Raw genomic sequence first — 26,789 nt, 5'->3', positions numbered from 1 at the left:
ATTCACCTTAGATAAATGGCAAACAAAAAAGCCAGCCGTGAGTAACGGCTGGCTTTAGACCACACAATAAGATTAATGCTTAAGTGGCGGGTGTTTCTTTGACGTAAATATCCATTTGTGGATAAGGAATACCAATATTAGCTTCATCCAGCGCGACTTTAATTTGCTCAAGGATCTCAAAGCGTGCAGGCCAGTAATCACTGCCTTTAACCCAAGGACGCACCACAAAATTAACCGATGAATTAGCCAACTCAACCAGTGCCACTGTGTAGGCAGGCTCCTTGAGTACATAGCTATTATTATCTAATACACTTTTTAATACCGCCTTAGTCTCTTTTAGATCGGCATCATAAGAGACCCCAATGACTAAATCGATACGACGAGTGTCCATTGCCGAGTAGTTGGTAATAGTGCCATTCATAACCGAGGAATTAGGCGCAACAATCACCTTGTTGTCAGGGGTGCGCAGTTTAGTCGAAAAGATGGTGATCTCATCGACAGTCCCCGCGATACCCGCAGCCTCAATATAGTCCCCGACACGACAAGGACGAAATATTACCATTAACACGCCAGAGGCAAAGTTTGATAGAGAGCCCTGTAATGCAAGACCCACAGCCAAACCGGCGGCACCGATAACGGCCACTAATGAAGCCGTCTGCACCCCTATCTGTCCTAACGTGGCTATCACGGTAAAGACAAACACCGCCGCCCACGCCAAATTAGACACAAACGAGACAACCGTCGGATCTATCTTGCGTTTAGTTAATAATTTACTGGTGATTTTTTTAGCAATATTGGCAAAGTATTTACCAACAACAAAAATCACCAGAGCTAACACAACCTGCAAACCGTAGGTCATGATAAGCTCTGGCGCTTGTGCAATATAACTATCCAAGTTTTCCATTTAACGTTCCCTCAATAATATAAACCCGGTAACTACCGCGTCTCGACAATAAATTCGGCTCGTCGATTTTGTGCTCGCCCGGCAACAGAGGCATTACTGGCAATGGGCTGAGTACTGCCTTTGCCTGCGATACAAAACCGACTGGGATTAAACCCATACTCTTCAACAAGTACTTTTTTGACATTCAAGGCTCTATCATAAGACAAAACTTGATTAAACTCTGCAGTGCCTACACTATCGGTATGGCCAACAATACACAACTTAATGGGATGCTCAGTTAACCAAGTCGCTAACCGAGCAATACTGGACCATTGTGAATAATCCACCTCGGCACGAGCAAAGCGAAAGTAGATCCTAACTGATTCATTAAGTTTACATTGTGCCGGATATGTCTCACCACTGGTTGTCGGCAAACACAAGGACACCAGCCTTAGTTTTTCACAGCCACGGGCGTCGACTCTGGTGTCTGCCGCAGTATGTGGACAAGCATCTTTGGGATCGGGCACACCGTCGTTATCTGTATCTTGCCACGAAAAGGCATTCGCACAGTACAATCCCGCTAATACTAATAGCCCAATGCGAATAAATATGTTCATTATAACTGACCTAAAAGTGCGGCAGATTTATTGCCTCTTTTACTAACAAGGGGATGAAATGCAATTAAAAATCATTAATATCCCATCCATTTTAGCTACTTAAGCGCCAATCGCCAACGAAGAGCTCAACATCTCAAACGAATCTGTTAACCAGTATAGCCATCCGTCGCCAGTTACTCGAACACATAGCCAAGATAGAGGCCGGTGTGTTCCGCAGCGATTTAGTTTAGCCATAGACGAAGGAGTGCCATAGGCTGACTTAACCGAGCAACTGAAAATGCTAGCAGAGCGCTACCCACAGCTTAACGTTATATCGACAATTGGTGATCGGAGCAAAAGATACTCAGCACTCAAGTTATCAATTACAACACTCGCCAGATGTTGGGGATGCGGACAATTATTATGTGTTGTTGGAGCAGACTAAATCAGGCTTTGGCTGGGCACTATTACCCGAACATTTCACTCAAGAAGCACTGAACAAACAGCAATTATGCAGCATATCTATGTCTTTTGAACAATTTGTTTGGATAGTGAATGTTGACGTAATACAACATCATGGTATCAATGAGGAGCTCAGCCGCTTAGTAAGGCAACTACTTAAAAATATGATGAACAATATGGTCACATAACATATGAAGTCATATTGTTCAGGATTGCGAAACCAATAATCGCTGCTCACTCACTTAAAATAAGCATTCACTGCACATGGTGACTTAATGACTTGCAACAGATGCTTGCTGATACCAGGTAGACCAAGCAGGCTTGGCCGCAGAAGCTAATTGCGACTGCATCCCTTCGAGTAAGCGGATCAACAAGGCTCTATCATCGGCTTTAGCTGAATAAAATAGCGGATCGTAAAAACAGCGGCGTTGCACTGGCTCTAATTGGGTATCAAAACCTTTATCAACCCCTGAGACACACAGCTCTCTAGCTTTAAGCTGTAATGTCATGGCGCTATCATCTTCTAAAAGGTGCGCCACAGGTCCCATGAGTAAAATCAGTGCCAACCTGCCTGGTGGATTATGTTGCCAGCTATTAAGTTGACCACTTTTGGCGTTAAGGAGTAAACATTGCCAATGTCGAGTAGTCTCTTGGCTCAAATCACTCGCCTCTACGCCTACACCTTTATCGTAATGATGAAACCATTGCTGTAAAAACTGTTCCACGCTGCCTCCATAACCCATAACCAGTAGATAGTCTGGTGAGAATAACACCAGAGAGCAGCAATAATATCTAGCACTTTGGTCTAAATACCTCTGCTTGTGGAGTATGCAACTTTTACGCATCTAACCTATAGATAGAAACAACACAAGCGGCTGAGCCGCTTGTGTTGTTTTAATGTTAACCATCAAAAGTAAAATTGAGTTTATCGCCTGATAACACTGTTATTGATGCATTACGCTAAGAGTTCAACCCTCAGTACTATTTTACTTCAGCTTTGGGTGGGTAGTGGGTCATCACCTCGGCAATCGCCCGATTAACCACTTCAATACGCTCTTCGGGGGTGTTCTTATTGCGCACGGTATCGGCAACAGAACCACGCCAAATTAACTGCCCAGAACTACGATCAACCAAGTCGACCACTAAAGTACCCACTTCATATTCGCGCACCGTAGTTTGGGTATGCATATTGCCACCCCATGCCCAGCCCGGCCCATAATAGGGGTTGTAGCCAAAGTTGGTATTGAAAGTATCAACATCAATTTTTTTATCGACCTTAGTAAAGTAGTTCACTAATACATCGGCCTGTTCGGCGCGGGTTTTGGTGATGCCTTTAAGTTGCAACTGACTCTCGATAGCACTTCTAACACGTTGATCCATCAAACCATCAAGATGATAAGTCGTATCATCATTTCTTTTATCTACCCAAGCATAACTTTTAATCTGATTAAAATTTACTTTTGGATCATAATCTGAGCTCGACTTCATCGTGCTACAAGCAGTTAACGCTAGCGCAGCTGCTAAAACGATTATTTTTTTCATACTAACTCCAGCAAAAAACAAGGCCTACTATCAACCTAACTCATTAAATTTTAGCTTACAGAGCAAATTTCTGATCTACAACTCTATTTTGGCACACTGTAAAACATAAATACCTTGACTTGAAGCAACCCTCAAATGATAATGATTATCAATTAGATTTGGAAGGGAGTTAAATATGACTTGGTTTATCAGTGCATTTGTTATCGCCAGTGCTATTTTTGTCTTTGCGCCAAAGTCATTAGCCACGCCAACCGCCGACTCTCTCACCCAAATTAAAGGGCAGTGGCGATGCTTGCTACTGCCACTGCTATTGTTGATGTCGCTTGCTTTTATTTTAGCCACCTTAGACAACGCCCCTTACCTTACGGTTGCAATGGCCTTTACCCTTACAGGCTTCGCAGTGGCAGTACCTAAACTACACCCTTATATTATTACTGGCGCGGCATTTACCGCATTAAGCCTGCTATTATTAGTATTACAGCGATAACCCATTTGCTCACACCTTGCGCTAATTCGTTAGTTGCTTTGGGATAATACAGACTTTATATCTCCCTGCAAATTGATATAAAGCCTTATCCATGACCACATTTTTGTGGTCTTTTTTTTGTCTAATGTTGCGAAGACCTCCCACTGGATAGCGCAATTTGGTAAACTCGATATATCGCCCATAACCGTCCGATTAAAGATGAGAATCGATCCTAATGTAGCTTTAGTCTATAGCACAGATATAGGCAAAATCACTGAAAAGAAACAGCCAGAATCCGCCCCACAAGGTGACGGCATAGTCCGAATTCACAAAGACAGCAAAGGCCGTAAAGGCAAAGGGGTCTCTGTTATAAAAGGCCTAGAGTTAGATGAAAAAGAGTTAAAAGCATTAGCACAGAAGCTCAAAAAACAGTGCGGTTGCGGCGGCACGGTCAAAGAGTTCAATATTGAAGTACAAACCGACAATCGCGAACAACTCAAAACCCTACTTGAAAAACTCAATTATCAAGTTAAATTAGCCGGTGGCTAATGACTCTGGAGTGCTAGATGGAAAGTTTGCAGCATCATCTACTTATTGCAATGCCTTCGCTTCACGATACCTTTTTCGAGCGTTCAGTCATCTACTTATGTGAACACAACCAACAAGGCGCCATGGGGCTGATGATTAACCGCCCAGTCGGTATCGATGTTAATGAGCTACTGCAGCAGATGAACCTCAACGAGGTCAATAAAGTTGACAGCATTAACAGTGAAGTACTGCTTGGCGGCCCTGTAGAACAAGAAAAGGGCTTTGTGCTTCACACCCCCCAAGATAAGTGGAGTAATAGTCAGCTTATAAATGATGAAATAATGCTCACTACATCGCGCGATGTACTGGCTTCACTGGGCAGTAACAATGCACCCGACAACTTTATTGTCGCACTAGGTTACGCCGGATGGGGCCGGCAGCAATTAGAGCAAGAGTTAGGGGAAAATTCATGGTTAACCATCCCCGCCTCTCTCGATATTTTATTTAAAACGCCACACGAGCAACGCTGGCAAAAGGCCACCCAAACCCTAGGCTTTGATATTGGCCAGCTTTGCAACCAAATAGGCCATGCCTAACCCCAACAGGACATAAGAGATGAATGCAGCAACAGTGCTTGGTTTCGACTTCGGCACTAAGAGTATTGGCGTGGCGATAGGCCAACAAATTACCGCAAGTGCTACCCCGCTAACGTCAATTAAAGCTAATGATGGCATCCCGCAATGGGAAGAAATTGGCGCGTTAATCGATGAGTGGAAACCCGATATTGTCGTCGTCGGTTTACCACTCAACATGGATGGCAGCGAACAAGAGATGACCCAAAGGGCGCGTAAGTTTGCCAACCGAATCAGCGGCCGATTTGGCGTCAAAACCGCCACCCAAGATGAGCGCTTAACCACGGCCGATGCTAAAGCGCGACTGTTTGAAATGGGTGGCTTTAAAGCACTATCGAAAGGACAAGTGGACTCGATGTCGGCTGTGCTGATTATCGAAAGCTATTTCGAGAACCTTTATTAACCTCACCCGAGCCAGTTGCGACTGGCTTGCGCATTCCCCCCCACCGAGCAGGCGATTAATAACAGTGAAGGTTTGCCCTTCAAACGCTTTCAATAAATGAAAATGCAGCCAGCCGCTACTCAAGCAGATGTGATTGCTCTTGATTCCAAGGCCAACAAACTTTGCGCCAAAATAAAATAGGCCTTCATTGGAAGGCCTATAGATATTTACAAGTGATAAATATTGAGTGTGTTAAACCAAGTAAGGCTTAACTAAATTTTCCATCATCGCAATATGCGCATCATCATCGTTTAGCGCAGCAATATAACGATACTGCTTGCCACCAGCTTCGATAAACACCTGACGATTTTCATGTTCAATCTCTTCTAACGTCTCTAAACAGTCAGCACTAAATGCTGGGCAGATAATGGCGACGTCATCTACTCCTTCATTGCCCAAGCGTTGCAGCGTCTCATCGGTATAAGGCGTCAGCCATTTTGCCTTACCGAATCGAGATTGGAAGGTGGTAATGTAATCACTCTCTGTAAGACCTAGCTTTTCCACCACTAAACGGGTGGTTTTATGACAAAAACAAGAGTAAGGATCGCCTAAATGTAAATTACGCTCAGGCATGCCGTGATAAGAGATCACTAGCTTCTTCGGCTTACCATGTTTGTCAAAATCACGCTGAATAGAGTCGGCCAATGCGGCAATATAATCAGGGTTGTCATGATAGGTATTAATAAAATGCACGCTGGGCAGATAGCGCCAATTACGCAGTTCTAAGGTCAAGGCATCAAACGCCGATGCCGTGGTTGGCGCCGCATATTGAGGATAAAGCGGCAACACGACTAGCTTGTCTGTGCCTTGTTGATGTAAACGGTTTAGGGTGTCTTTGACACTTGGCTCGCCGTAACGCATACAGAAATCGACATTAATGTCATCACCGCGCTCACGAAACCGCTCTGCTAACTTGGCCGTCTGTTTTTGGGTGATCTCCATCAATGGCGAGCCTGACTCTCCCCAAATTTGCTTGTATAACGCGGCCGATTTAGCCGGTCTCACTCGTAAGATAATGCCATGTAAAATGATCATCCAAAGTAGCTTAGGGATCTCGACCACACGCGGATCGGCCAAGAACTCGGCCAAATAACGACGCACCTCTGATGTTGTCGGTGCGCTAGGGGTGCCTAAATTCATCAGCAATACCGTTACTTTCGATCGCTTTTGATGTCCTTGCTCTTTGGTTAAGCCAATATATTTAGCCAATTTAACTCCCTGATTTTCAATTTTTATAATTGCTTTTCAATTGCTTTTCAATTGCTTCGATTAAAACACTGTCGTTAGGTTTTACACTAGAAGCAAATCGTTGAACTTGTTTACCGTCGGCGCTGATTAAGTATTTATTAAAGTTCCAGCTGGGAGCTTTAGTCACCGCGGCTAAGTGGTCAAATGGACGCTGGGCCGCATCGCCTTTTACCGCGCCTGTGGCTAGCATGGTAAAGGTCACGCCGTAATTGATATAACACACATCGGCGGTTTTTACCTCCTGTGCTTCTTCTTGATTAAAGTCATTAGAAGGAAAGCCTAATACTACTAAGCCGCTATCTTTATAGCGCTGGTGCAGTTGCTCTAAGCCTTTAAATTGCGAGGTATAGCCACAACGGCTGGCAGTATTGACCACTAATACCGGCTTGCCTTGGGTCAACTTACACAAGTCGAGTTCTTGCTCAGAATGCAACTTACGCGCCTCAACTTGGAAAAACTCGGCACATTCCGCCGCACTTGCTTGGCTTGATAAGCTTGCCATGCCTAAAACAACTAAGGGTAATAATATCGATTTCATCGTGATATCTCCAGCACTGTAAAGGCGAATATACGTGTTAATCAGTGTATTAGATCACAGCATCGAAAGATTCTTCAGCGGATAATTGGCTTCAGTTAGCGGCATAAAATTAACGTCTACTCACATAATGACAAAGCCGATAACCATAGAGGTTTTTCGGCTTTGTCACATAAGGCGTTAATCTAAGTCTAGAGTTACACCTTCCATAAAACCTGAGCTCGTTGGTTCACTACTTTGTAGCTTAATCATTAAGCGCAAGTCGTTAGGAGAGTCGGCATGATGCAGCGCATCGGCATAGCTTATTTCGCCCTCAACATAGAGCTTTAATAACGCCTGATCGAATGTTTGCATGCCTTGCTCATTAGACTTGGCCATGGTCTCTTTTAACACATGCAGTTCGTTTTTGGCGATCAAACTGGCGACTCGCGGAGTATTGATGAGTACTTCAATGGCGGCTCGGCGACCCGTACCATCACTTTTTGGCACCAGTTGCTGCGCCACAATACCCCGTAAGTTAAGCGATAAATCAAACAGTAACTGCTGATGCTTACTCTCAGGAACTAGGTGCATAATACGATCTAACGCTTGGTTGGCATTATTAGCATGTAAGGTCGCCATACATAAGTGGCCCGTTTCGGCAAAAGAGAGGGCAAATTCCATGGTCTCCTGGCTGCGGATCTCACCAATCAAAATGACATCGGGCGCCTGACGTAACGAACTTTTAAGCGCGGCATCAAACGATTCGGTATCGATACCTACTTCGCGCTGGGTAATAATGCTCTTGCGGTGATCATGTACAAATTCGACAGGGTCTTCGATAGTTAAAATATGCCCGCGGGCATTAGCATTACGATAACCCACTAATGCGGCTAAAGAGGTTGATTTACCCGTGCCGGTGCCCCCAACCATGATGATAAGACCACGCTTACTCATGACTAAATCTTTTAGGATGGGCGGTAATTTTAAATCTTCAACCTCAGGGATCTTGGTTTCGATACGGCGCATCACGCAACCGGGAGATTCGCGTTGCCAAAAGGCACTGACACGAAAACGCCCCAGATCTTTGGCCGCAAAGGCAAAGTTACATTCACGACTTTCATGAAACTCTTTACGCTGCGCTTCAGTCATTAACGCTTCGACAAACTCAAGCGATTGCTGCGGCGTAAACGGATTTTCGGCCAGTTGCCTGACCTCACCATCGATTTTGGCGCTAGGGGGAAAGCCTGCGGTAATGAACAGATCCGACGCTTTGCGATCGACCATGACTTTTAAAAAAGGACGAACTTCCATAATACTACCTTAACTTAGAAACTAGCGTTCTTATTGGAACTCTTTGACATGGCGTCTTCGCGAGTGATCAGGCCTCGATTGACCAAGTTTTGTAAACACTGATCTAAGGTTTGCATGCCATGGGCCATACCCGTTTGAATGGCTGAATACATCTGGGCGACCTTATCTTCACGGATTAAGTTACGAATGGCCGGTGTTCCCATCATGATCTCATGGGCTGCAACACGACCACCGCCCACCTTCTTAATCAGGGTTTGTGAAATCACCGCCTGCAGCGATTCTGATAACATGGTTCTGACCATGCCTTTTTCACCTTCGGGAAATACATCGACCACACGGTCAATGGTTTTCGCCGCAGAGGTGGTATGCAAGGTGCCAAAGACTAAGTGGCCGGTTTCTGCCGCCGTCATCGCCAAACGTATGGTTTCGAGATCGCGCATTTCCCCCACCAAAATCACATCAGGGTCTTCACGCAGTGCACTTCTGAGCGCGGCATTAAAGCTGTGAGTGTGGCGATGCACTTCACGTTGGTTAATCAAACATTGCTTATTTTGGTGGACGAATTCGATAGGGTCTTCAATGGTCAAAATATGATCATGGCGGTTTTCATTAACGTAATCGATCATTGCCGCCAAGGTGGTACTCTTACCCGAGCCTGTCGGCCCCGTCACCAATACCAAGCCACGAGGGTAACTGGCTATCTTTTTAAAAATCTCAGGGGCGCCGAGTTTTTCTAGGCTTAAAATTTCACTGGGAATAGTACGAAATACCGCTGCTGCGCCACGAGACTGGTTAAAGGCGTTAACACGGAAACGGGCTAAATTAGGTACTTCAAAGGAGAAATCGATTTCAAGATGTTCTTCGTAATCTTTACGCTGCTTATCATTCATGATGTCATAAACAAGGCTGTGCACGCCTTGGTGGTCTAAAGCAGGCAGATTAATCTTTCTGACCTCACCATCTACACGTATCATTGGCGATACACCTGCAGAAAGGTGTAGATCCGATGCATTGTGCTTTACACTAAAGGCAAGTAACTCTGTGATTTCCATAGTTTGGGATATCCATTTAACCAAAAACGTAGACCATGACAACAATAGCAGACAGACTGGCGCTAGCCCACCAAAGAATCGCTCAAGCGGCGCAAAATTCATCACGTCATAGTGACGAAATAAAGCTACTGGCAGTGAGTAAAACTAAGCCTATTTCACAGATAGTAGCCGCTTATCAGGCCGGACAACGTCTTTTTGGTGAAAACTATGTTCAAGAGGGTGAATCCAAGATTATTGCCCTAAAAGCTGACTACCCCGATATTGAATGGCATTTTATCGGCCCGCTGCAATCGAATAAAACGAAAGTGATTGCCGAGCACTTTGATTGGATGCACACCCTAGACCGAGCCAAGATAGCTCAGCGCCTAAATGAGCAGCGCCCGCTTCAGTGCGCGCCGCTCAATGTGTGTATTCAACTTAATATCAGCCAAGAAGCCAGTAAATCTGGGCTCCCCCCTGATGAGGAGCAGATAACGGCATTGGCAGATGTGATCGACTCATTACCACATTTATGTTTACGCGGGTTGATGGCAATTCCTACTGCAACCGATGATGAGCACCGCCAACAGCAAGAGTTGTCACATATGCAGCAGCTATATCAAGCATTACAAGTCAAATATCCACAGCTTGACACTCTGTCGATGGGTATGAGTAACGATTTGGAAATGGCGATAGCTTCTGGCTCGACCCTAGTACGTATTGGCAGCGCCATTTTCGGTGCCCGTAGCTAGGTTAATCGCCATCTGCAATCGTCATCGCTCAGGAGTGATTGGCTAGCAATGATTGGCTGGCAATAATAGGCCCGAAATAGCATAGCGATGCCCTAAACAGCGTAAAATTAGGTCGGTGTAAAAGTGCTAATCTAAATGCTGCCCCATCAGCAGGCTAGTCTATTAGATTGACAAGCCTTGTTTTTTCATCACTTGCCCTAATATTATTAACATCAGTTTTAGGCAAAAAAACAGAGACCCTTATGATACAGAAAAAAATATGCTTTATTGGTGCCGGTAACATGACGCGCAGCATCGCCAGCGGTATAGTCAACAGTGGCTATCCGGCTGAACTCATCCACGCCACCAACCCCAGTGAAGCTAAGCTGCAAGTCTTATCGCAGCAACTCGGTATCAAGGTGTCACATGATAATCGCCAAGCGGCTATTGAAGCCGATGTTATCGTTCTGGCGGTAAAACCTCAGTTAATGCAGCAAGTGTGCGAAGCATTAAGCGACTTAGATTTATCACAAAAACTGATTATTACCATAGCTGCGGGCGTAGCGGCATCACGTTATCATGATTATTTTAAGCAGCCGATAAAGCTCATTCGCACTATGCCAAACACGCCAACGCAAATCGGCTACGGCATGACTGGCCTGTATGCCCAGCCGTCGGTGTCATCACAAGACAAAGCCCTGTGCGAACAAATCATGCAAAGTGGCGGCGAAACTGTGTGGGTGTCAAAAGAAGATGATCTTAATCAAGTCATTGCGTTAGCGGGCAGTTCCCCCGCCTATTTTTTCCTGATGATGGAGGCTATGATTGACAGCGCGAAGCAAGATGGCGTTGACGAGGATCTGGCTCGTCAATTAGTGCAGCAAGCCGCCCTTGGCGCCGCGCAAATGGTGAAGCAAAATCCACAACTGTCGGCCGGACAGTTACGCGAAAATGTCACCTCTAAAGGCGGCACTACGGCGCAAGCATTAGCGGCATTTGAAGCGGCTAATTTAAGGGGCATCGTCAGAAATGCAATGCACGATTGTATGGATCGCGCCGCAGAGATGGCTAAACAATTTTAATTCAATACCGTTAAATAGAGAGATCCAATGAACGCATTTAGCTTTTTAATCAGTACCGTTTTCGACCTGTACCTGATGGTGGTCATTATCCGCATCTGGTTGCAGCTGGCTCGCGCCGATTTTTACAATCCATTTAGCCAATTTGTGGTAAAAGCCACTCAACCCATTGTGGCGCCAATGCGACGTATCATCCCCTCTATAGGGGCATTAGATACCGCATCAGTGGTACTCGCCCTATTAGTGGTTGTGGCTAAGTTTGTCATACTCAGCTTGATTGCTGGCGCCGCCATTAGCATTCCGACAATTTTACTGATCTCTGTAGTCTCAGTGGTTAAAGAGGCTGGGGTATTGCTGTTTTGGATGTTGATTTTACGTGCAATTTTAAGCTGGGTGAGCCAAGGTCATAACCCTATCGAAATGGTCATGGCACAACTCACTGAGCCACTATTGTCACCCATTCGCCGTATTTTGCCGCCGATGGGAGGGTTAGACTTGTCGTTACTGGTGATGATGATCATTCTTAACTTTGTCAATATTTTGCTCGCTCAATACGTGCCATTTTGGGCCAATGTTTAATGGCGTCAGTGACACAAGAGCAAGGTGATCTGCTGCTCAAGCTCTATATACAACCTAAAGCCAGCCGGGACCAGATTGTGGGTCCCCATGGTGAGGAGCTGAAAGTGGCGATCACCGCTCCGCCTATCGACGGCAAGGCCAACGCTCATTTGAGCAAATATTTGGCCAAGCTGTTTAAGGTGCCGAAAAGCCATATTGTTATCGAAAAAGGCGAATTGGGTCGCCATAAACAAGTTAAGGTGTTGGCGCCAAAACAGCTGCCTGATGAGATTGCGAGCTTACTCACGCTATAAACTAATGATGCTCGAAAGTAGTCTAAATTCAATATTAAGACTCAATACCGCTTTGCTTAAAGACACCAAGTTAAGCATTAAAAGCTATACTAATATCCATTATTTAGTCTCTAGGAGTTAACCATGTTTCGTTCTTTATTTTGCGCTCTATTGCTGTCGCTAGGCATAGCAGGTCACGCTAGCGCCGAGCAAAAACAGAGCGTGGGCCATTACGATATTCATTATGTCGCCTTAGGCAGCACTTTCATCACCCCAAATATAGCCAAAACCTATGGCATAAAACGTAGCAGCTACACAGGATTAATTAATATCTCTGTGCTAGACACCAGCAAAGAAGGTAATCCTGCTATCCCGGTGGAAATTTCTGGCATTGCCAATAATCTGCTCGATGCTCGTCTCGATTTAGTATTTCGCGAAATAAGAGAAGGCGACGCCATCTACTACATCGCTGAAGTGCCTTATCGTGATGATCAAGAAATCAATTTTCAGGTGGCAATTAAATACGGCAATAAACTCAATACCCAGATCACCTTTAAGCAGAAATTTTATGTCGATTAAGCCTAAAAAATAACAGTACACAGCGAGCTGTGCCTCACACAAACACGGCACAGCACTTTGCTTTTTAGTCGCCGCTAAAGAGCAAAGTAAAACGCGCTTTCCCCTACCGTTTCGGCCCCAGCTTGGGTATCATTGCCGCCAATTATCTCCATCTCTCATTGGTGCTCCAGATGAATAAAATAGTGTTAGCCAGCGGCAATAAAGGCAAGTTAAAAGAGTTTGCTGAAATCTTAGCTGAATTTGGTATCGAAGTACTGCCCCAAAGCCAGTTCAATGTTGAAGAAGTTCCTGAAACGGGCACCACCTTTGTTGAAAATGCGATTATCAAGGCGCGTCACGCCGCAAACATTACCGGACTAGCGGCCATTGCCGATGACTCAGGACTAGAGGTCGACGTTCTTGGCGGTGCGCCAGGGATCTATTCGGCCCGTTACGGCGGTGACAATGCCAGTGACAGCGATAATTACAACAAACTCCTAGCAGCATTAAAAGATAGCCCCGAGCAGCGCAGCGCGCGCTTTCAATGTATTTTGGTCTATATGCGTCATGCAGATGATCCGACTCCAATTATCTGCCAAGCGGCGTGGGAAGGAAGTATTGCTTTCGAGCCCCAAGGCGATAATGGTCATGGCTACGATCCGATTTTTATCCCAGAGCATCATCAATGCAGCGCGGCACAAATGAGCAGCGAAGAGAAAAATGCCTTAAGTCACCGCGGTAAGGCGATGCAACTGTTACTTGCTGAATTACAAGCTAAAGGCGTACTAGGGTAATGTTACTACTGCCACCACTGAGTCTCTATATTCACATCCCATGGTGTGTCCAAAAATGCCCTTATTGTGACTTTAATTCGCACGGTCAACATGGCGAGCTGCCCCAGCAAGAATATGTCGATGCACTGCTGGTCGACTTAGCTAAAGATCATCAATATGTTCAGGGGCGTAAGCTACACTCCATCTTTATTGGTGGCGGCACGCCGTCACTGTTTGATGCGAGCCAAATACAATGGTTACTTGAAGGTGTAAGAGAACAAATTGCCTTTAAAGACAATATCGAAATCACCATGGAAGCCAACCCTGGCACCTTAGAGCACGATGACTTTGCCGCCTACCGCGCAGCAGGCGTTACGCGCTTATCAATTGGGGTACAGAGTTTTGCCAGCGATAAGCTTAATCTGTTAGGACGCATCCATGATAAAGATGAAGCTCAAGTGGCGGCAGAAAAAGCCCAGCAGGCTAACTACAATAGCTTTAACTTAGACTTGATGCATGGGCTACCTAATCAAAGCTTTGACGAAGCCATGCAGGATATCGAAACAGCCGCGGCACTTAACCCTCCGCACCTGTCTTGGTATCAACTGACGATTGAGCCAAACACCCTGTTCCACTCTAAACCGCCACAACTGCCCGATGATGAGGCGCTATGGCACATATATGAACAGGGGCAGCAACGTCTGGCACAGCTTGGGTATGAGCAATATGAGATCTCCGCCTATGCGAAACCCGGCTATCAATGCCAACACAACCTCAACTATTGGCAGTTTGGTGATTACCTAGGCATAGGTTGCGGTGCCCATGGCAAGATAACCCTCGAAGCTGAACAACGCATTTGGCGCACGGTGAAAATTAAGCACCCTAAGGGGTATCTCAGTGCAGTAGATCACCTGTTTGACAAGAGTGAAGTGCTAAATGAGGATCGCCCGCTAGAGTACCTAATGAACCGCCTTCGGCTCATGTCGCCTATCCCTAAACTGGAGTTCGAGCAGCGCACAGGGTTGCATCGCAGTGTACTCGATAAGGGTATGCTACTGGGTGAACAAAAAGGCTTAGTTACCACAGGTGACGAGCATTGGCAGCTCACCCCCAAAGGCAACATGTTCGTCAATGAACTACTCGCGCAGTTCTGCGATTAATCACCAATATTGTTAATACAGTACTATTCTCCTGCCCGCTAGAACAGACTAGCGGGCAATCGAAATATCGCTTACTGCGTACCTTCCTTTATCTACAACCATCTGAATATTTCAGCAGTCATCAATCGATAAACTTGACGATGAAACCACAAATTCAATCGCCATTCCAAGCCCATTAAGGCATAGCGATATCATGACAAAACAGCACTCAATTAAGCCTGCCGCGCTGGTTAATGTGCTCAAAAATCGAATCATTAGTCGGACAAATAAGAAATAGCACTAGGATAGCTAATGGAAAGTATATTGAAGGGCGCAGGGCTATTGATAAAGAAAAATCACCCCAGCAAGCCTTGCTGGGGTAAACCAAAACTAGGATGATGGTTAAGGCTAGCATTGTTTTAGTTATTAAACCGCTGCCAGCATCAATTTAAGATTGCATAATACTAAATAGTGCGAACCTGCGTAAAACCGATCAAGAGGGGTCATTCTTAATCGACTTAACGGGATCAGGTCATCCCAAATCAACTGCAACTATTGTATTAAATTAAGAACGTTGTGCAACGTGTAATATAACCAAGTTACTATCACGTTTAAAAATCAGCACAAGCTCAATCACCAAAGCAAGATTAACTATATGAATTAAAACAAAAAAGCCCTACAACCAATCGGTTGTGGGCTTATTGTGTTCATGCTAGAACAATGTTTTCAATTATATGTTTACTCTCTCACAAACTCCCCCGCAGAGACTAGCACCATTGCGAGAACAATAACGAGTCTACAAAATTACTTTCGCTTAGCATATAGCGACTCATAAGGCGCATCCCAATAAGGTGGCGCACCGATATGCCCCTTAATAAAGTCAATAAATGCACTCACCTTGGGTGCTAAATGTTTACGTCGTGGGTAGACGGCTTGCAAGGGTAAATGGTGAGTCAATTGCCATTCTGGTAACAGCGGGACTAAGGTGCCTTTGGCTATCTCATCTTCTAATAGATAACTGGCAAGATACACCACACCTAAACCACTAACCGCAGCCGATTTCAGGGCAGGTGCATTATCGACCCTAAAGTTACCCGAGACCCCTATCTCACAATAATCATCTTCTTTCTTAAACTGCCAAACACTGTGTTCGTGCCACTCGCCTTGATACACAAGACAGTTATGGTCGACTAACTGCTCTGGACGCTCAGGATAACCATGCTTTTCGACATAATCGGGGGAAGCCAGCAGTAAAAACTGGCACTTCATTAAGGGTCTGGCCACCATACCCAGCGGCAATTGCTCTGACATAGTTAATAGTAGGTCTAATCCTTCACTGACGACATCCACTTTATGGTCTAACAAGCTGACCTGTAATTCTAACTCCGGATGTTTAGCCATAAAATCAGGTAATGCTGGAATAAGATGCATGGTTCCAAAAGACTGTGAAATCCCCACTTTAAGCACACCGCGGGTGGCATCATTAAGATTGTGTACACTCGCAACCGCTTGCTCGGCATCTCTCAGTAACTCTTCACCTTGGGTATAGAGTAACTGTCCGGCCTCGGTTAGACTCAAACTACGCGTGGTACGCTGGATCAGCTGAACACCAAGTTTATGTTCTAAATCAGCAACCTGGGTGCTAACTTTAGATTTAGAAATCCCCAATTTACGCGCGGCGGAACTAAAACTACCTGCACGAGCAACATGAGTAAAAATTGCAATAGGTTCTAAAAGTTCTAACATTTAAATAGCCTTAAGGTGTTTGCGACCATATTAATATATGTTGTAAACCATAGTGATAAGCCACCCGTTTATGGTTATCTCTGTGATAATTAAAAATAACTTAACAGTAGAGTCAAACTGTTACTCATTTCATCATCGAAATTTAGCCAGCATTGTTATAATTTTTCGCAAGTATACCAAAAATTTACGCTTTAATTCTAATTCCTGCCATGCATTAGCATTGATTCTGTGGGTAAATGAAGAAATATAACCAACCTGCAAACAAAAAAGCCCTACACCCAAGGCAAGTGTAGGGAAAATGTAGCCATATAAGGCCTACTAGAGAAGATGCAACAATTCGCAGTTATTCTAACAATAGTTTCTGAGGGGGATTCATTAGGGGATAAGTAGTCAACTCAGGTACTTGTTGACGTAATTGCGACTCAAGCGCAACCAACTGCTGAAAGTCATCACACAGTTTGTCAGCGCGCTGCTGCAAATCATTACTTTGTTGCTCAATTTGCACTTCGATATCTTTACCGACATTGTCCATCTTGGTGGCGAATGCTTGCATTTTTTGCTCAAACGAGTCGCCATCACCTTTCATCATCTCGCTACCTAGCGTCATTATCATGCTACCAATAGAGCTTTGTACCAATTGCTCCATCTGCTGTTCAAACTCTTGGCCGAAAGTCTCTTCCAATGAAGACTCTGTAGCACCTAGATAAAATTTATCGCCATTTTGGTAAGCAACAGTATCAATTCGCTGGCTTAATCCGGCCATCATTTCATCAATTTTGGCGCCACTCGCATCACCAAGCAAAGGGGTTAACGCCATGCTGACTGCGGTTGAGGCAATATCCACAGCATCATGAACAAGATCAATAACCTCTGGCAACTGTCTCGACACTTCATCAGCGTATTGGTTAACTAAAGTTCGTTGCTGCTCGTTGAGTGCCACCTCGACGCCATCGACATACAGCTTGCCAAGCTCGATGCGATACACCTCTTTTTGAGCCTCTGTTATCACCAGTTTCTGAGGTTCAACCGCCACGTCATAATTAAGGCTTACCTCGCACTGATGATTATCATGGCCAAAAGAGAGGCGATTATCTTGCTCGCTCGCCATAGTGCTGCTAGTGACCAGTAGTGCACACAATCCCAAAGAGGTGCTGATGTTGTTCATATCATTAATCCTTAATTATAAGTTATGGATATCAATTGCCAGCGGCATCACCAGAAACGGGCATGAGATATCGCTATCGTTGACGCTTGTTAGATTGACTTAATGTAAGCTCAATGAATACAGGATTTATGCCAAAATAAATATAAGTATAACTATCAATTGTTTAAGGATTTATTTAAAAGAGGTATAAGCGAGAGGTTAGCAATTTAAACCAGTAGTTAGTCACTATTGCTAATCTCATCAAAAGATTAGAAAATCGAGCGACCCAGAGATTGAGATAGCAGCTCAAGGGCTGCGGTGCCAGCAAGAGAGTTACCATTTTTATCTAACTCGGGCGACCAAACGCATACGCTCATATCGCCGGGAATAACGGCAATAATGCCACCGCCAACCCCACTTTTACCCGGCATGCCGACGCGATAAGCAAACTCCCCTGCGCCGTCGTATAGGCCAGATGTAGCCAATAAGGCATTGAGCTTTCGGGTCTGAACCGGCGAAACAATCGCCTCACCCGACAAACTTTTACCGCCATTCGCCAAGTAAAGCATCGCCTTAGACAGATCGGCGCAGCTCATACGCATGGCACAATAATGAAAATAGTTTTTTAAGACTTTATTGACATCATTATTGAAATTACCAAAAGACTTCATCAAATAGGCAATCGCAGCATTGCGGGCGCTGTGATCATATTCTGATGCAGCCACCTGCTTGTCATACACTATATGCGGGTTACCGCTAAGGCCCCTGACTATCTCCAGCATGCGCTGCTTAGGTGCTCCAAGACGAGTATGCAATAGATCGGCAATAATTAAAGCGCCAGCATTAATAAACGGATTACGCGGCACGCCACGTTCAAGTTCAATTTGCACTAGGGAGTTAAATGATTGTCCAGATGGTTCTTTGCCTACCCGAGACCAGATATCTAGTTCTTCATACAGGGTGAGCGCCACAGTCAGGCTAAACACTTTGGAGATACTTTGTATCGAAAAAGGCTCTAAGTAATCACCAGCGCCTATGGTGGTGCCATCAATAGTGGTGACCGCAATGCCTAACTTACCGGGATCGACATTAGCTAATGCAGGAATATAGTCGGCGACCTTGCCTTGGCCGAGCAGGGGGCGAACTTGCGCCACCACCTGCTCTAATAATGCCTGTTCGGGCATTAATTCCACCAAATATCGTAAAGCTCGCTAACTTCAACCTTGGTTGTCGGTTGTTGCTGCCAAAACGCACGTACCGCTTCACGGTCTTCTTCGGTGCACTTACCGATAGACTGAGTGGCAACAATACCTTCCCACTCTTTATGTCCACCACCGTGGAAGCCTAACTTACGCGCCTCTATCACTTGGGCAATAAACTGATCCACTATAGTGTCGATCTGCTCTTCTGACACTGAATCGTCAAATGTCCAGTTAACATCAAATCCAAACTCTTGAAACTCATCAATACGCAGTTTTTTGCGAAGACGACGGCTACGTGTTGCCATATTTTACCCCGTTAATTGCTAACAATACTTACTCAATACAGCCAGATTAATCATTTGATTATCATGGCAATGTTAAAATCTTATTCACAGCGTTCGAACATTAGATCCCATACGCCATGGCCGAGACGATGACCACGGGCTTCAAACTTAGTTAAGGGGCGATGCTCTGGACGTGGCACAAAATCCCCGGTAACAGACTGATTTTTATAACCAGGTGCCGCGGTCATAACCTCAAGCATATGCTCGCTGTAATTTTCCCAATCGGTTGCCAAATGAAACACACCACCAATCTTAAGGCTGTTACGAATCGTCTGCACAAATTCAGGCTGCACAATACGACGCTTGTGATGACGTTTTTTGTGCCAAGGATCGGGGAAAAACAGCTGCACCCGCGCAAGAGAGCCAGGTAAGATACTGTTTTCGAGCACTTCAATCGCATCATGATGGAACACGCGTAAATTGGTCACGCCCGCTTCGGCGGCATCGGCTAAACATGCGCCAACCCCAGGTTTATGCACTTCAATACCAATAAAGTTCAGCTCAGGAGCGGCCTTAGCCATCTCGACCAGTGAGGCACCCATACCGAAACCGATCTCCAGTACGGTATCTGCTTCGCGGCCAAATATGGCGGCTAAATCCAGTGGCTGTGGCGAGTAATCTAGCCCCATCACTGGCCATTGTTGCTCCATTGCAACCGCTTGACCTTTTGTTAAACGCCCTTCTCGTAATACAAAGCTTCTTACTTTACGAAGGTATTTACCCTCTTCATTAAATTCAGCGGTGGTAACGTCACTCATTGTTTTAGCCTCAATAATCTGCCTGCGATGGCCATATAGTCTCTGATGTAGCTTAAATTAGGGTTATCTGCCGATAACGGCGCCTCACCAGCAAGATTGTAGTTAACCTTGATACTAATATATTTGGAAATCATAAAAAGAAAGGCATTATGCAAAGTTACTGGTGCAGTGCAAGCCCTATTGTCGCCAAAGTATACCAATAATCATCATAGATGCGACCAACGCTATAGCTTAACGCCTATTTAGGTTGAGAAACCAAGATACGCTCTATACACTGTGCGCCATGAAAAAAGAGCCATTTCACCAGCGCATTGTTAGCTGGTACGCCGAACACGGCCGTAAGCACCTTCCTTGGCAACAAGATAAAACCCCTTATAAAGTATGGGTTTCTGAGATCATGTTGCAGCAGACGCAAGTCGCGACTGTTATTCCCTATTTCGAAGCCTTTATGCAGCGATTTCCGAGCATAAAAGAGCTCGCAATGGCCGAGCAAGATGAAGTGCTGCACCATTGGACGGGCCTAGGCTACTATGCCAGAGCGCGCAACTTGCATAAAAGTGCCCAGCTTATCGTCACCCAGCATGGCGGCGAGTTTCCTATTGAATTTGAACAAGTATTAGCGTTACCCGGCATTGGTCGCTCCACAGCAGGCGCGGTGTTATCGCTCTCTCTTGGTCAACATCATCCGATTTTAGATGGCAATGTAAAAAGAGTGCTCGCGCGCCACGGCGCCATCGCTGGCTGGCCAGGAAAAAAGCAGGTTGAGGAGCAGCTATGGCAGCTTACCGACACCCTTACGCCAAAACAGCACATTACCCAATACAATCAAGCGATGATGGATATTGGTGCCAGCATCTGTACTCGCACAAAACCTAAGTGCGAACAGTGCCCTGTGGCAGTCGATTGCCAAGCCCAGTTAATGGGACGCCAAACCGAGTACCCAGGGAAAAAACCTAAAAAAAGCATCCCAGAAAAACAAGCCTTTATGTTGGTGATCCGCAATAACAAGCGGGTCATGATGATTAAACGTCCTCCGGCAGGCATTTGGGGCGGGCTCTGGTGTTTCCCTCAATTTGCCTCTCAAGCCGAGTTGGATAACTATGCCCAGCAGCATGCAATTAGGCTGCACTTAGCTGAGCCGCTCACCAGTTTTAGGCACACCTTTAGCCATTTCCATCTCGATATCACCGCCATAGAGGGCACCATAGTCCAAAGTGACAGCCAAGATAAAGTGGCAGCAAAAGCCCATCTGGTAATGGAAGATGATGCATCACTCTGGTATAACATAACCAATCCACCGAAAGTTGGCCTTGCTGCGGCAACCGAGCGTATTTTAGCCAGCCTAGGTTCAGTAGTCATTAAGGAGTAATCATGGCGCGTACAGTGAATTGCCAATATCTAAAGAAAGAGGCTGACGGCCTAGCCTTCCAACTTTACCCAGGAGAGTTGGGTAAACGTATTTTTGACAATATTAGTCAAGAGGCATGGACACTTTGGCAAGCAAAACAAACCATGCTTATCAACGAGAAAAAGCTCAACATGATGAATGTTGACGACCGTAAGTTCCTCGAAGAGCAGATGGTCAACTTTTTATTTGAAGGTAAAGAGGTCGAAATTGAAGGTTATGTCCCTCAGCAGGATGACCAGTAATCAGTAAAAGGACGACAAGTAAATCCTCCTCGCATAACCTCGCAATAAATAGGCGCCACTTAACGATGAGTTAATGGCGCCTGTTTGCATTTATGGCAAGTTAACCTTACTTACCAAGCCACCTCTATTCAGCCTATTTGCTTTATCCCTGTTGCCTATGCCACCACAATATCACCTTAATTTAAGTACCCCCATATAAGGTGAATAAACATAGATATGGCTGCCTTTAATGACTAGCAGGGCTAGATTAAATCCATCAAACAAAAAACCCTTAATGCTGGCATTAAGGGTTTTTGACTCAGCGTTAATGGCAATTAAAGCTGGCTATAGAGTCACATTAAAATTTATGCTCTAAGCCTACACCGAAGTATTTTTCATCGTTAACTTCAGCTTCTAACGAACGGTTAGTGTAAAAAGCAAGTAGCTTAGTTGGCTTACCCAGTTTGTAATCACCACCCACTGACCATGAGTCACCCAAATCTTCCATATCTTGGTATTGCGCTTTCAGCACGATAGCCTCTATGGTGTAAGCCGCACTTAACAAGTAGCCCGTTTTACTCTCGGCGCCGACAACCGCTTCACCTAACTTAGTGTAAGTCGCCTCTTGCTGCTGATACATACCACCTAACACTAAATCGGCAATTTTACCTTGCACCGTGGCGCGCACCACCTCGTAGCCTTTTACGTCTACATCATAGGCAACCGAGGCGAAGATAGGCGATTTTTTCAACTTAGCATCACCATACATGGCTGCAACGCTAAATCCATCTTGAGCATATTGTGAACTTGCACCTTCTGCGGCATAGGTCACCCCAAGGGTAAAACCGCTAAAGGCTGGCGTAATATAAGTCGCTGTCTGCTCGATACGGTTTTCACCTTTAAATAAGATTTTCAGATCACCCGAGAGATCGTTAAACTGGTCAATCTTACCTTGAGACACCTTAAGCATAGTGTCGTTACGGCCAACAGAAAAAGCCCCAAAGTTACCTTTAAGGCCAACAAACTGATTGCGCGCCTTGAAGTTTTCCTTGGCTGAGTCACCGGTATCAACTTCATATTCCACAGTATAGAAAGCTTCGAGCGAATGGCTTAACTCAAAATCCCCTTTAACACCAAAGCGTGAAGCGTTACTTTGAATCGTCGTTGTTGCATCACCATCGACATCATTAGATTGAGCCGTCACATTTAACTTTCCGTAAACAGTCAATGGATCCGCCGCCTGTGCAGATGCAAGAGTGGCTGTTGCTAACGCAGAAGCAAGCAGAGTTTTACAAAAAACGTTCATCATTTAATCCTTTCGACGTATGTTCGTCTGGGTTATTGGTTTGGACGGCCGAAAGTGTGCAATTTTTATGTTGCAGTTTTATTTCATGTTTTGGCATTGCTATCGAGCTAAGCGTATGAAGACGATGAGATTGGCTCTCAAAGCCATACAGAGTAAGGCTTTGAGCAAGACTAAAAGTAATGTGACAGTTTGATGAATTATGCTAAAAGCGAACTTTTTATGACATTTTGCCGCTAAGCGATAGCGGTTTACCCGACGTCGACAATGGCTTACACTGCGGCTTTATTTTTGATTGGGCGCCTATCATGTGGTTTAAAAATCTTACTGTTTATCGTTTTAATAAACCTTTCTCTGTCGATACAGAAGCGCTAGAGAAGTCACTTGAAGACTTTACCTTTTCTCCCTGCTCAAGTCAGGACATCAGCAAGTTTGGCTTTTCAAAAGCATTAGGTAAACTCGGGCACACCTTAGTCCATAGCGCAGGTGACAGACACCTTATTTGTGTCACCAAAGAAGAGAAAATTCTCCCATCACAAGTGATTAAAGAGGCGCTTGATGAAAAAGTCATGCAAATCGAAGATGCAGAAAATCGTAAACTGGCGAAAAAAGAGAAAGATGCATTAAAAGATGAGATCACCACGACCTTGCTACCACGCGCTTTTTCTCGTCGTAGCCAGACTCATGCGTTGATCTTGCCTGAGATCGATATGATTTTAGTCGACAGCTCAAGCGCCGCTAAGGCAGAAGAGTTACTCGCGCTACTGCGTAAGGCATTAGGCTCGCTACCGGTTATTCCATTGAGCTTTAAAACGCCTATTGAAACCCAGTTAACCGATTGGTTAAAAGCCAATAGCGCACCAGCGCCGTTTGAGATGCAAGATGAAGCCGAACTCAAATCTGACTCAGATGAAGGTGGTATTGTACGCTTCAAGCAGCAAGATCTGACCGAAAACGAGGTCCTTGCCCATATCGAAACGGGTAAGCAAGTACATAAGTTAGCACTGCATTTTGCTCAATCCATTGCGTTTGTACTGCAATCAGATGCTGGCATTAAACGCCTTAAGTTTTCTGAAGAGTTTAGAGCAGGCAATGACGAAGTGGGCACCGAAGATCCTATCGCACGACTGGACGCAGACTTTGCCTTAATGGGCAGCGAATTAATCGCCTTGATGAACGCCTTAGTGGAAGTGCTTGGCGGTTTCGAAGATAGCCTGTAAAGCAGTTAATCACTAAGTTAGTGAGCAAGGCTTAACCTGACCTATTGGTTAGCTCTGCAGGTATGAATAAAAAGCCACCACCATCTGCGGTGGCTTTTTGTATCGAGTTGCCAAACCTTAAGATAAATTGACACTTTACCGCCGTAAATAAAGGTAAGCTTCAATCGATATTAAGCAATAAACGTTAATAGAAATAACACATCCAGCTAGGTGACAGGCTTAGACTAAAGTCTATATAGCACTTAACCTCGATAGAATATTCGACGATAAAAAAGACATTTAAACTCAAAATCAAGCGTATAGCTAGTTTCTCGCGCGTCTCCTTCTGTTACTATTGTTGCCACATCAAGTTCGTCCTCATACCTCAATAACATTGAGTTACGAACCTAATTTAAAAATCATAATAAGCCCTTAATTAAAGGGATGTGGCGAGATCCTCATGCGCGCTTTTTTCTATTGTTTATTAGTATCGGCATTCTTGTATTGCTCTGCGGCAACTGCCGCATATAGCCAACTTCAACTTGTATCACAAGAGGTTAAAATACGGGAGACGCCTAGCCTGCTTTTTGAAGAGTTGATGCCACCTCTAAACTTTGACCTCAGCTTTAGCAGTGACATTGAATTTAGACAATTGGCGCTTGAGCATGGTTTCGATGCTGATGAATTAGAAGAGCAACTGCAATGGCTCGCACGTATCTATCTTGAGCCAGGGTTAGGAGAAAACACCAGCATAAGCAAGGCTAGCGCTCTCATTGCGTCACTAGAAACCATTGCTGACACACCTTACGACATCAGTAATTTATACATGTTACAAGCACGTAAAGCAGGAAGAGAAAAGCAAGATTACCAACAAGCCATTGCGCTTTATACTCAAGCCCTTAATCAACTAGGTAACACTGAAGATATTCGCACCACGCTGCTAAGACACAATATCCATCACCAAATAGGCGATCTCTATCGTATTACACTACAAATACCTCAAGCCCAACTCCACCTTAATCAATATCGACAACTCGCCTATCAGCTCAATAATGACTACCTCAGCGCCAACGCTGAAGCAGCATTAGGCAAACTCTATACTCAAAATGAAGAATTTACTAAAGCATTACAACATTACACCGAAGCATATCGTCGCTCAGAAAACATCAACAAACCTTTCTTAAATGCAACATTATCACTGAGATTGGCACGGGTTTATCGCGATCTACAATCTTGGGATGAAGCATTACAATATGCTCACAAGGCAGCAGACAGTTTTAAAGCTCTCAATAACGATAATTATTTATCAAGTTGCATGACAGCGATTGCGATTGTTTATGCCGAGCAAGGGTTATGGAACCAAGCCATTGATTATTATCTTAATGCGCAACAAATTGATGTCAAAAGCGGTAACCTAACCGCTCAGGCGCTTAACTTTCATAATTTAGGTGAAGCCTATTTTAATAACAATGAAGCCCAAACCGCATTAGACTTCTTAGTAAAGGCTAACAACTTATTTTTACAGAAAAAAAGCAAACACTACCTAGTATACAACGACCTACTTATCGCTCAAGTTGCCAGTAGCCTTGAAGACTGGCGCATGGTTAATCACTATGCCGCCAAAGCCTTTCTGTTAGCCAAAGAAAAAAGCCTCTTAGAGCAGATGATTGAGGCATTACGCTATCGCATTCAAGCCTTTATCGCACTAGGAGATACAGAAAAAGCCCACAATGCGCTAACACAACTGCTCGACCTTAGCGAAGAGCTTAATCAACAAGCCAATGAAAAAACAGAACAGCATAGTAATAGCCTTGCAGAACAAAAGCTTGAACTACAATTAAGCCAATTAAAAGCCGCAAGTAACCTCCTACAACAACAACTTGCACAGTTTAAAACGGCATCAGTGATAAGCCTTGCATTAGCAGCCCTATTGTTATTGTTTTGTCTTTATCAATGGCGTAGTAAGCAACAAATTCGCCGACGTAAGTTCAACCTAAAACGCCAATTGTCTACTGAACCCGTTAGTGAAATTAATGGCTACCGAGGGTTAATTGAATCCTTAGCCCAAATCGACAATCTAGCCATGGTGGGATTAATTTCCTTAACCAACAAACACAATATCGACATCGAATGGGGACTGGACACTTCTGCACAAGTGCAGCAGCAGTTTATACACCAATTAAACCAACAACTCGATTGTGACAGTTACCTAATCCGCCCGGGCGTTTTGGCTATTACGCTCAAAAAGATGCAAGAACGCCAAACACTGCTGGAAAATATTCGCCACGTGCTTGACTCCCAACCTAAGCTTAATGATGCCCAGTTACATTTAGGTATATTGAGCCTACCGCTACTACAAGACCCCGATATTAAACTCGAACCAAAAACCTATTTTGATGTACTGCAAATGATGGTCGCTGGTGCGATAAGTCTCGGCCACAATAAAGACTATTTTGTCTCAATCACACCACAGAGTTTTGCACCTGTCGCTGTGTTCTCCGCGCCGCTCTATTCACACTTAGAAAAAGGCATTAATCGCGGTTTAGTCAAAGTGGAATGTAATGATGATAAAACGCTTATTCGTTGGTCAAATAATGACTCTGCTACAGCTTAAATGATCAAAAGTGCGGAGAATGACGCAACTCGCGCCTAAAGTTCGTTTGCTTACCCCCTTT

General features: G+C 44.7%; 30 protein-coding genes. 16 read left to right on the top strand and 14 right to left on the bottom strand.

Annotated features, from left to right (window positions below; all coding sequences use genetic code 11):
- Positions 1-79 precede the first annotated feature (79 nt).
- Both AC5YB1_RS07250 and AC5YB1_RS07245 read right to left on the bottom strand, forming a co-directional pair.
- Positions 80-904, bottom strand: a complete 825-nt coding sequence (locus AC5YB1_RS07250) for a mechanosensitive ion channel family protein (protein WP_494521282.1) — start codon at positions 902-904, stop codon at positions 80-82.
- 32 nt (positions 905-936) lie between these two features.
- Positions 937-1,500, bottom strand: coding sequence for an OmpA family protein (locus AC5YB1_RS07245; RefSeq protein WP_494521281.1), 564 nt, complete (start codon positions 1,498-1,500; stop codon positions 937-939).
- A 323-nt stretch (positions 1,501-1,823) separates the two neighbouring features.
- Here AC5YB1_RS07245 and AC5YB1_RS07240 point away from each other — a divergent pair, with 323 nt between their 5' ends.
- A complete protein-coding gene (locus AC5YB1_RS07240) occupies positions 1,824-2,129 on the top strand; it encodes a hypothetical protein (protein WP_494521280.1) in 306 nt (101 codons plus the stop codon).
- 84 nt (positions 2,130-2,213) lie between these two features.
- On the opposite strand, the gene AC5YB1_RS07235 is transcribed toward AC5YB1_RS07240, so the two are convergent.
- Both AC5YB1_RS07235 and AC5YB1_RS07230 read right to left on the bottom strand, forming a co-directional pair.
- A complete protein-coding gene (locus AC5YB1_RS07235; RefSeq protein WP_494521279.1) occupies positions 2,214-2,666 on the bottom strand; it encodes a DUF924 family protein in 453 nt (150 codons plus the stop codon).
- A 256-nt stretch (positions 2,667-2,922) separates the two neighbouring features.
- Positions 2,923-3,483 carry a DUF4136 domain-containing protein gene (locus tag AC5YB1_RS07230; protein ID WP_475514462.1) on the bottom strand — a complete coding sequence of 187 codons (561 nt, stop codon included), beginning with the start codon at positions 3,481-3,483 and terminating at the stop codon, positions 2,923-2,925.
- A gap of 175 nt (positions 3,484-3,658) precedes the next feature.
- Between AC5YB1_RS07230 and AC5YB1_RS07225 the strand changes: the two genes are divergently transcribed.
- From AC5YB1_RS07225 to ruvX, 4 genes are all read left to right on the top strand, one after another.
- Positions 3,659-3,970 carry a hypothetical protein gene (locus tag AC5YB1_RS07225; protein WP_475514463.1) on the top strand — a complete coding sequence of 104 codons (312 nt, stop codon included), beginning with the start codon at positions 3,659-3,661 and terminating at the stop codon, positions 3,968-3,970.
- 198 nt (positions 3,971-4,168) lie between these two features.
- Entirely contained in the window at positions 4,169-4,498 is a 330-nt protein-coding gene (gene yciH / locus AC5YB1_RS07220; protein WP_494521278.1) for a stress response translation initiation inhibitor YciH, read from the top strand.
- Between the two features lie 17 nt (positions 4,499-4,515).
- Entirely contained in the window at positions 4,516-5,073 is a 558-nt protein-coding gene (locus AC5YB1_RS07215) for a YqgE/AlgH family protein (protein ID WP_475514464.1), read from the top strand.
- Between the two features lie 19 nt (positions 5,074-5,092).
- Positions 5,093-5,512: a Holliday junction resolvase RuvX gene (gene ruvX / locus AC5YB1_RS07210; protein ID WP_475514465.1), complete on the top strand. Its 420-nt coding sequence runs from the start codon at positions 5,093-5,095 to the stop codon at positions 5,510-5,512.
- A gap of 231 nt (positions 5,513-5,743) precedes the next feature.
- Here ruvX and hemH read toward each other — a convergent pair whose 3' ends face one another.
- The 4 genes from hemH to AC5YB1_RS07190 form a co-directional block, all read right to left on the bottom strand.
- Entirely contained in the window at positions 5,744-6,760 is a 1,017-nt protein-coding gene (gene hemH, locus AC5YB1_RS07205; RefSeq protein ID WP_494521277.1) for a ferrochelatase, read from the bottom strand.
- A gap of 16 nt (positions 6,761-6,776) precedes the next feature.
- Positions 6,777-7,337: a glutathione peroxidase gene (locus tag AC5YB1_RS07200; RefSeq protein ID WP_494521276.1), complete on the bottom strand. Its 561-nt coding sequence runs from the start codon at positions 7,335-7,337 to the stop codon at positions 6,777-6,779.
- 177 nt (positions 7,338-7,514) lie between these two features.
- On the bottom strand, positions 7,515-8,627 hold the full coding sequence (locus AC5YB1_RS07195; RefSeq protein WP_475514468.1) for a PilT/PilU family type 4a pilus ATPase: 1,113 nt from the start codon (positions 8,625-8,627) through the stop codon (positions 7,515-7,517).
- 14 nt (positions 8,628-8,641) lie between these two features.
- Entirely contained in the window at positions 8,642-9,679 is a 1,038-nt protein-coding gene (locus AC5YB1_RS07190; RefSeq protein ID WP_110458530.1) for a type IV pilus twitching motility protein PilT, read from the bottom strand.
- Positions 9,680-9,714: 35 nt separating this feature from the next.
- On the opposite strand from AC5YB1_RS07190, the gene AC5YB1_RS07185 reads away from it, so the two are divergent.
- The 7 genes from AC5YB1_RS07185 to hemW all read left to right on the top strand — a co-directional run bounded on the left by AC5YB1_RS07185 (position 9,715) and on the right by hemW (position 14,810).
- Positions 9,715-10,410, top strand: coding sequence for a YggS family pyridoxal phosphate-dependent enzyme (locus AC5YB1_RS07185; RefSeq protein ID WP_494521275.1), 696 nt, complete (start codon positions 9,715-9,717; stop codon positions 10,408-10,410).
- Positions 10,411-10,652: 242 nt separating this feature from the next.
- On the top strand, positions 10,653-11,471 hold the full coding sequence (proC, locus tag AC5YB1_RS07180; RefSeq protein WP_494521274.1) for a pyrroline-5-carboxylate reductase: 819 nt from the start codon (positions 10,653-10,655) through the stop codon (positions 11,469-11,471).
- A 27-nt stretch (positions 11,472-11,498) separates the two neighbouring features.
- Entirely contained in the window at positions 11,499-12,047 is a 549-nt protein-coding gene (locus AC5YB1_RS07175) for a YggT family protein (RefSeq protein ID WP_494521273.1), read from the top strand.
- On the top strand, positions 12,047-12,340 hold the full coding sequence (yggU, locus tag AC5YB1_RS07170) for a DUF167 family protein YggU (protein WP_494521272.1): 294 nt from the start codon (positions 12,047-12,049) through the stop codon (positions 12,338-12,340). The genes AC5YB1_RS07175 and yggU overlap by 1 nt, the downstream gene beginning before the upstream one ends.
- Positions 12,341-12,463: 123 nt before the next feature.
- Entirely contained in the window at positions 12,464-12,898 is a 435-nt protein-coding gene (locus AC5YB1_RS07165; RefSeq protein ID WP_494521271.1) for a DUF4426 domain-containing protein, read from the top strand.
- Between the two features lie 170 nt (positions 12,899-13,068).
- Positions 13,069-13,671: an RdgB/HAM1 family non-canonical purine NTP pyrophosphatase gene (rdgB, locus tag AC5YB1_RS07160; RefSeq protein WP_494521270.1), complete on the top strand. Its 603-nt coding sequence runs from the start codon at positions 13,069-13,071 to the stop codon at positions 13,669-13,671.
- Positions 13,671-14,810: a radical SAM family heme chaperone HemW gene (hemW, locus tag AC5YB1_RS07155; protein WP_494521269.1), complete on the top strand. Its 1,140-nt coding sequence runs from the start codon at positions 13,671-13,673 to the stop codon at positions 14,808-14,810. Before rdgB ends, hemW begins: the two co-directional genes overlap by 1 nt.
- Before the next feature lie 783 nt (positions 14,811-15,593).
- On the opposite strand, the gene AC5YB1_RS07150 is transcribed toward hemW, so the two are convergent.
- From AC5YB1_RS07150 to trmB, 5 genes are all read right to left on the bottom strand, one after another.
- The gene (locus AC5YB1_RS07150; protein ID WP_475514476.1) at positions 15,594-16,535 is read right to left on the bottom strand and encodes a LysR family transcriptional regulator; all 942 of its coding nucleotides are present in this window, start codon (positions 16,533-16,535) and stop codon (positions 15,594-15,596) included.
- A gap of 343 nt (positions 16,536-16,878) precedes the next feature.
- The gene (locus AC5YB1_RS07145; RefSeq protein WP_494521268.1) at positions 16,879-17,700 is read right to left on the bottom strand and encodes a YggN family protein; all 822 of its coding nucleotides are present in this window, start codon (positions 17,698-17,700) and stop codon (positions 16,879-16,881) included.
- A 248-nt stretch (positions 17,701-17,948) separates the two neighbouring features.
- Positions 17,949-18,863: a glutaminase B gene (gene glsB, locus AC5YB1_RS07140; protein ID WP_494521267.1), complete on the bottom strand. Its 915-nt coding sequence runs from the start codon at positions 18,861-18,863 to the stop codon at positions 17,949-17,951.
- Complete coding sequence (locus AC5YB1_RS07135; protein WP_475514477.1) at positions 18,863-19,186, bottom strand: YggL family protein; 324 nt, start codon at positions 19,184-19,186, stop codon at positions 18,863-18,865. The genes glsB and AC5YB1_RS07135 overlap by 1 nt, the downstream gene beginning before the upstream one ends.
- A gap of 80 nt (positions 19,187-19,266) precedes the next feature.
- Positions 19,267-19,983 (bottom strand): tRNA (guanosine(46)-N7)-methyltransferase TrmB, encoded by a 717-nt coding sequence (gene trmB, locus AC5YB1_RS07130; RefSeq protein WP_494521266.1) that lies wholly within the window; start codon positions 19,981-19,983, stop codon positions 19,267-19,269.
- 283 nt (positions 19,984-20,266) lie between these two features.
- On the opposite strand from trmB, the gene mutY reads away from it, so the two are divergent.
- Entirely contained in the window at positions 20,267-21,352 is a 1,086-nt protein-coding gene (gene mutY, locus AC5YB1_RS07125) for an A/G-specific adenine glycosylase (RefSeq protein WP_494521265.1), read from the top strand.
- A gap of 2 nt (positions 21,353-21,354) precedes the next feature.
- Positions 21,355-21,633 (top strand): oxidative damage protection protein, encoded by a 279-nt coding sequence (locus tag AC5YB1_RS07120; protein ID WP_494521264.1) that lies wholly within the window; start codon positions 21,355-21,357, stop codon positions 21,631-21,633.
- A gap of 337 nt (positions 21,634-21,970) precedes the next feature.
- Here the strand turns inward: AC5YB1_RS07120 and AC5YB1_RS07115 are convergent, their stop codons facing one another.
- Positions 21,971-22,921, bottom strand: coding sequence for a porin (locus AC5YB1_RS07115; RefSeq protein ID WP_494521263.1), 951 nt, complete (start codon positions 22,919-22,921; stop codon positions 21,971-21,973).
- A gap of 302 nt (positions 22,922-23,223) precedes the next feature.
- Here AC5YB1_RS07115 and rdgC point away from each other — a divergent pair, with 302 nt between their 5' ends.
- Together rdgC and AC5YB1_RS07105 are read left to right on the top strand one after the other, a co-directional pair.
- Complete coding sequence (gene rdgC / locus AC5YB1_RS07110; protein ID WP_494521262.1) at positions 23,224-24,135, top strand: recombination-associated protein RdgC; 912 nt, start codon at positions 23,224-23,226, stop codon at positions 24,133-24,135.
- A 439-nt stretch (positions 24,136-24,574) separates the two neighbouring features.
- On the top strand, positions 24,575-26,728 hold the full coding sequence (locus tag AC5YB1_RS07105) for a tetratricopeptide repeat protein (RefSeq protein WP_494521261.1): 2,154 nt from the start codon (positions 24,575-24,577) through the stop codon (positions 26,726-26,728).
- Positions 26,729-26,789 lie beyond the last annotated feature (61 nt).

It is taken from the genome of Shewanella sp. 433 (genome assembly GCF_059338565.1).
The sequence above is the reverse complement of the archived record's forward strand: the minus strand, read 5'-3'. Positions and strand labels throughout refer to the sequence as shown.

What these genes read in the sequence shown, in the direction of transcription:
- AC5YB1_RS07250 (WP_494521282.1), bottom strand. Translation starts at nt 904, where the DNA reads ATGGAAAACTTGGATAGTTATATTGCACAAGCGCCAGAGCTTATCATG.
- AC5YB1_RS07245 (WP_494521281.1), bottom strand. Translation starts at nt 1,500, where the DNA reads ATGAACATATTTATTCGCATTGGGCTATTAGTATTAGCGGGATTGTAC.
- AC5YB1_RS07230 (WP_475514462.1), bottom strand. Translation starts at nt 3,483, where the DNA reads ATGAAAAAAATAATCGTTTTAGCAGCTGCGCTAGCGTTAACTGCTTGT.
- AC5YB1_RS07225 (WP_475514463.1), top strand. Translation starts at nt 3,659, where the DNA reads ATGACTTGGTTTATCAGTGCATTTGTTATCGCCAGTGCTATTTTTGTC.
- yciH (WP_494521278.1), top strand. Translation starts at nt 4,169, where the DNA reads ATGAGAATCGATCCTAATGTAGCTTTAGTCTATAGCACAGATATAGGC.
- AC5YB1_RS07215 (WP_475514464.1), top strand. Translation starts at nt 4,516, where the DNA reads ATGGAAAGTTTGCAGCATCATCTACTTATTGCAATGCCTTCGCTTCAC.
- ruvX (WP_475514465.1), top strand. Translation starts at nt 5,093, where the DNA reads ATGAATGCAGCAACAGTGCTTGGTTTCGACTTCGGCACTAAGAGTATT.
- AC5YB1_RS07200 (WP_494521276.1), bottom strand. Translation starts at nt 7,337, where the DNA reads ATGAAATCGATATTATTACCCTTAGTTGTTTTAGGCATGGCAAGCTTA.
- AC5YB1_RS07195 (WP_475514468.1), bottom strand. Translation starts at nt 8,627, where the DNA reads ATGGAAGTTCGTCCTTTTTTAAAAGTCATGGTCGATCGCAAAGCGTCG.
- AC5YB1_RS07190 (WP_110458530.1), bottom strand. Translation starts at nt 9,679, where the DNA reads ATGGAAATCACAGAGTTACTTGCCTTTAGTGTAAAGCACAATGCATCG.
- AC5YB1_RS07185 (WP_494521275.1), top strand. Translation starts at nt 9,715, where the DNA reads ATGACAACAATAGCAGACAGACTGGCGCTAGCCCACCAAAGAATCGCT.
- proC (WP_494521274.1), top strand. Translation starts at nt 10,653, where the DNA reads ATGATACAGAAAAAAATATGCTTTATTGGTGCCGGTAACATGACGCGC.
- AC5YB1_RS07175 (WP_494521273.1), top strand. Translation starts at nt 11,499, where the DNA reads ATGAACGCATTTAGCTTTTTAATCAGTACCGTTTTCGACCTGTACCTG.
- yggU (WP_494521272.1), top strand. Translation starts at nt 12,047, where the DNA reads ATGGCGTCAGTGACACAAGAGCAAGGTGATCTGCTGCTCAAGCTCTAT.
- AC5YB1_RS07165 (WP_494521271.1), top strand. Translation starts at nt 12,464, where the DNA reads ATGTTTCGTTCTTTATTTTGCGCTCTATTGCTGTCGCTAGGCATAGCA.
- rdgB (WP_494521270.1), top strand. Translation starts at nt 13,069, where the DNA reads ATGAATAAAATAGTGTTAGCCAGCGGCAATAAAGGCAAGTTAAAAGAG.
- hemW (WP_494521269.1), top strand. Translation starts at nt 13,671, where the DNA reads ATGTTACTACTGCCACCACTGAGTCTCTATATTCACATCCCATGGTGT.
- AC5YB1_RS07150 (WP_475514476.1), bottom strand. Translation starts at nt 16,535, where the DNA reads ATGTTAGAACTTTTAGAACCTATTGCAATTTTTACTCATGTTGCTCGT.
- AC5YB1_RS07145 (WP_494521268.1), bottom strand. Translation starts at nt 17,700, where the DNA reads ATGAACAACATCAGCACCTCTTTGGGATTGTGTGCACTACTGGTCACT.
- glsB (WP_494521267.1), bottom strand. Translation starts at nt 18,863, where the DNA reads ATGCCCGAACAGGCATTATTAGAGCAGGTGGTGGCGCAAGTTCGCCCC.
- AC5YB1_RS07135 (WP_475514477.1), bottom strand. Translation starts at nt 19,186, where the DNA reads ATGGCAACACGTAGCCGTCGTCTTCGCAAAAAACTGCGTATTGATGAG.
- trmB (WP_494521266.1), bottom strand. Translation starts at nt 19,983, where the DNA reads ATGAGTGACGTTACCACCGCTGAATTTAATGAAGAGGGTAAATACCTT.
- mutY (WP_494521265.1), top strand. Translation starts at nt 20,267, where the DNA reads ATGAAAAAAGAGCCATTTCACCAGCGCATTGTTAGCTGGTACGCCGAA.
- AC5YB1_RS07120 (WP_494521264.1), top strand. Translation starts at nt 21,355, where the DNA reads ATGGCGCGTACAGTGAATTGCCAATATCTAAAGAAAGAGGCTGACGGC.
- AC5YB1_RS07115 (WP_494521263.1), bottom strand. Translation starts at nt 22,921, where the DNA reads ATGATGAACGTTTTTTGTAAAACTCTGCTTGCTTCTGCGTTAGCAACA.
- rdgC (WP_494521262.1), top strand. Translation starts at nt 23,224, where the DNA reads ATGTGGTTTAAAAATCTTACTGTTTATCGTTTTAATAAACCTTTCTCT.
- AC5YB1_RS07105 (WP_494521261.1), top strand. Translation starts at nt 24,575, where the DNA reads ATGCGCGCTTTTTTCTATTGTTTATTAGTATCGGCATTCTTGTATTGC.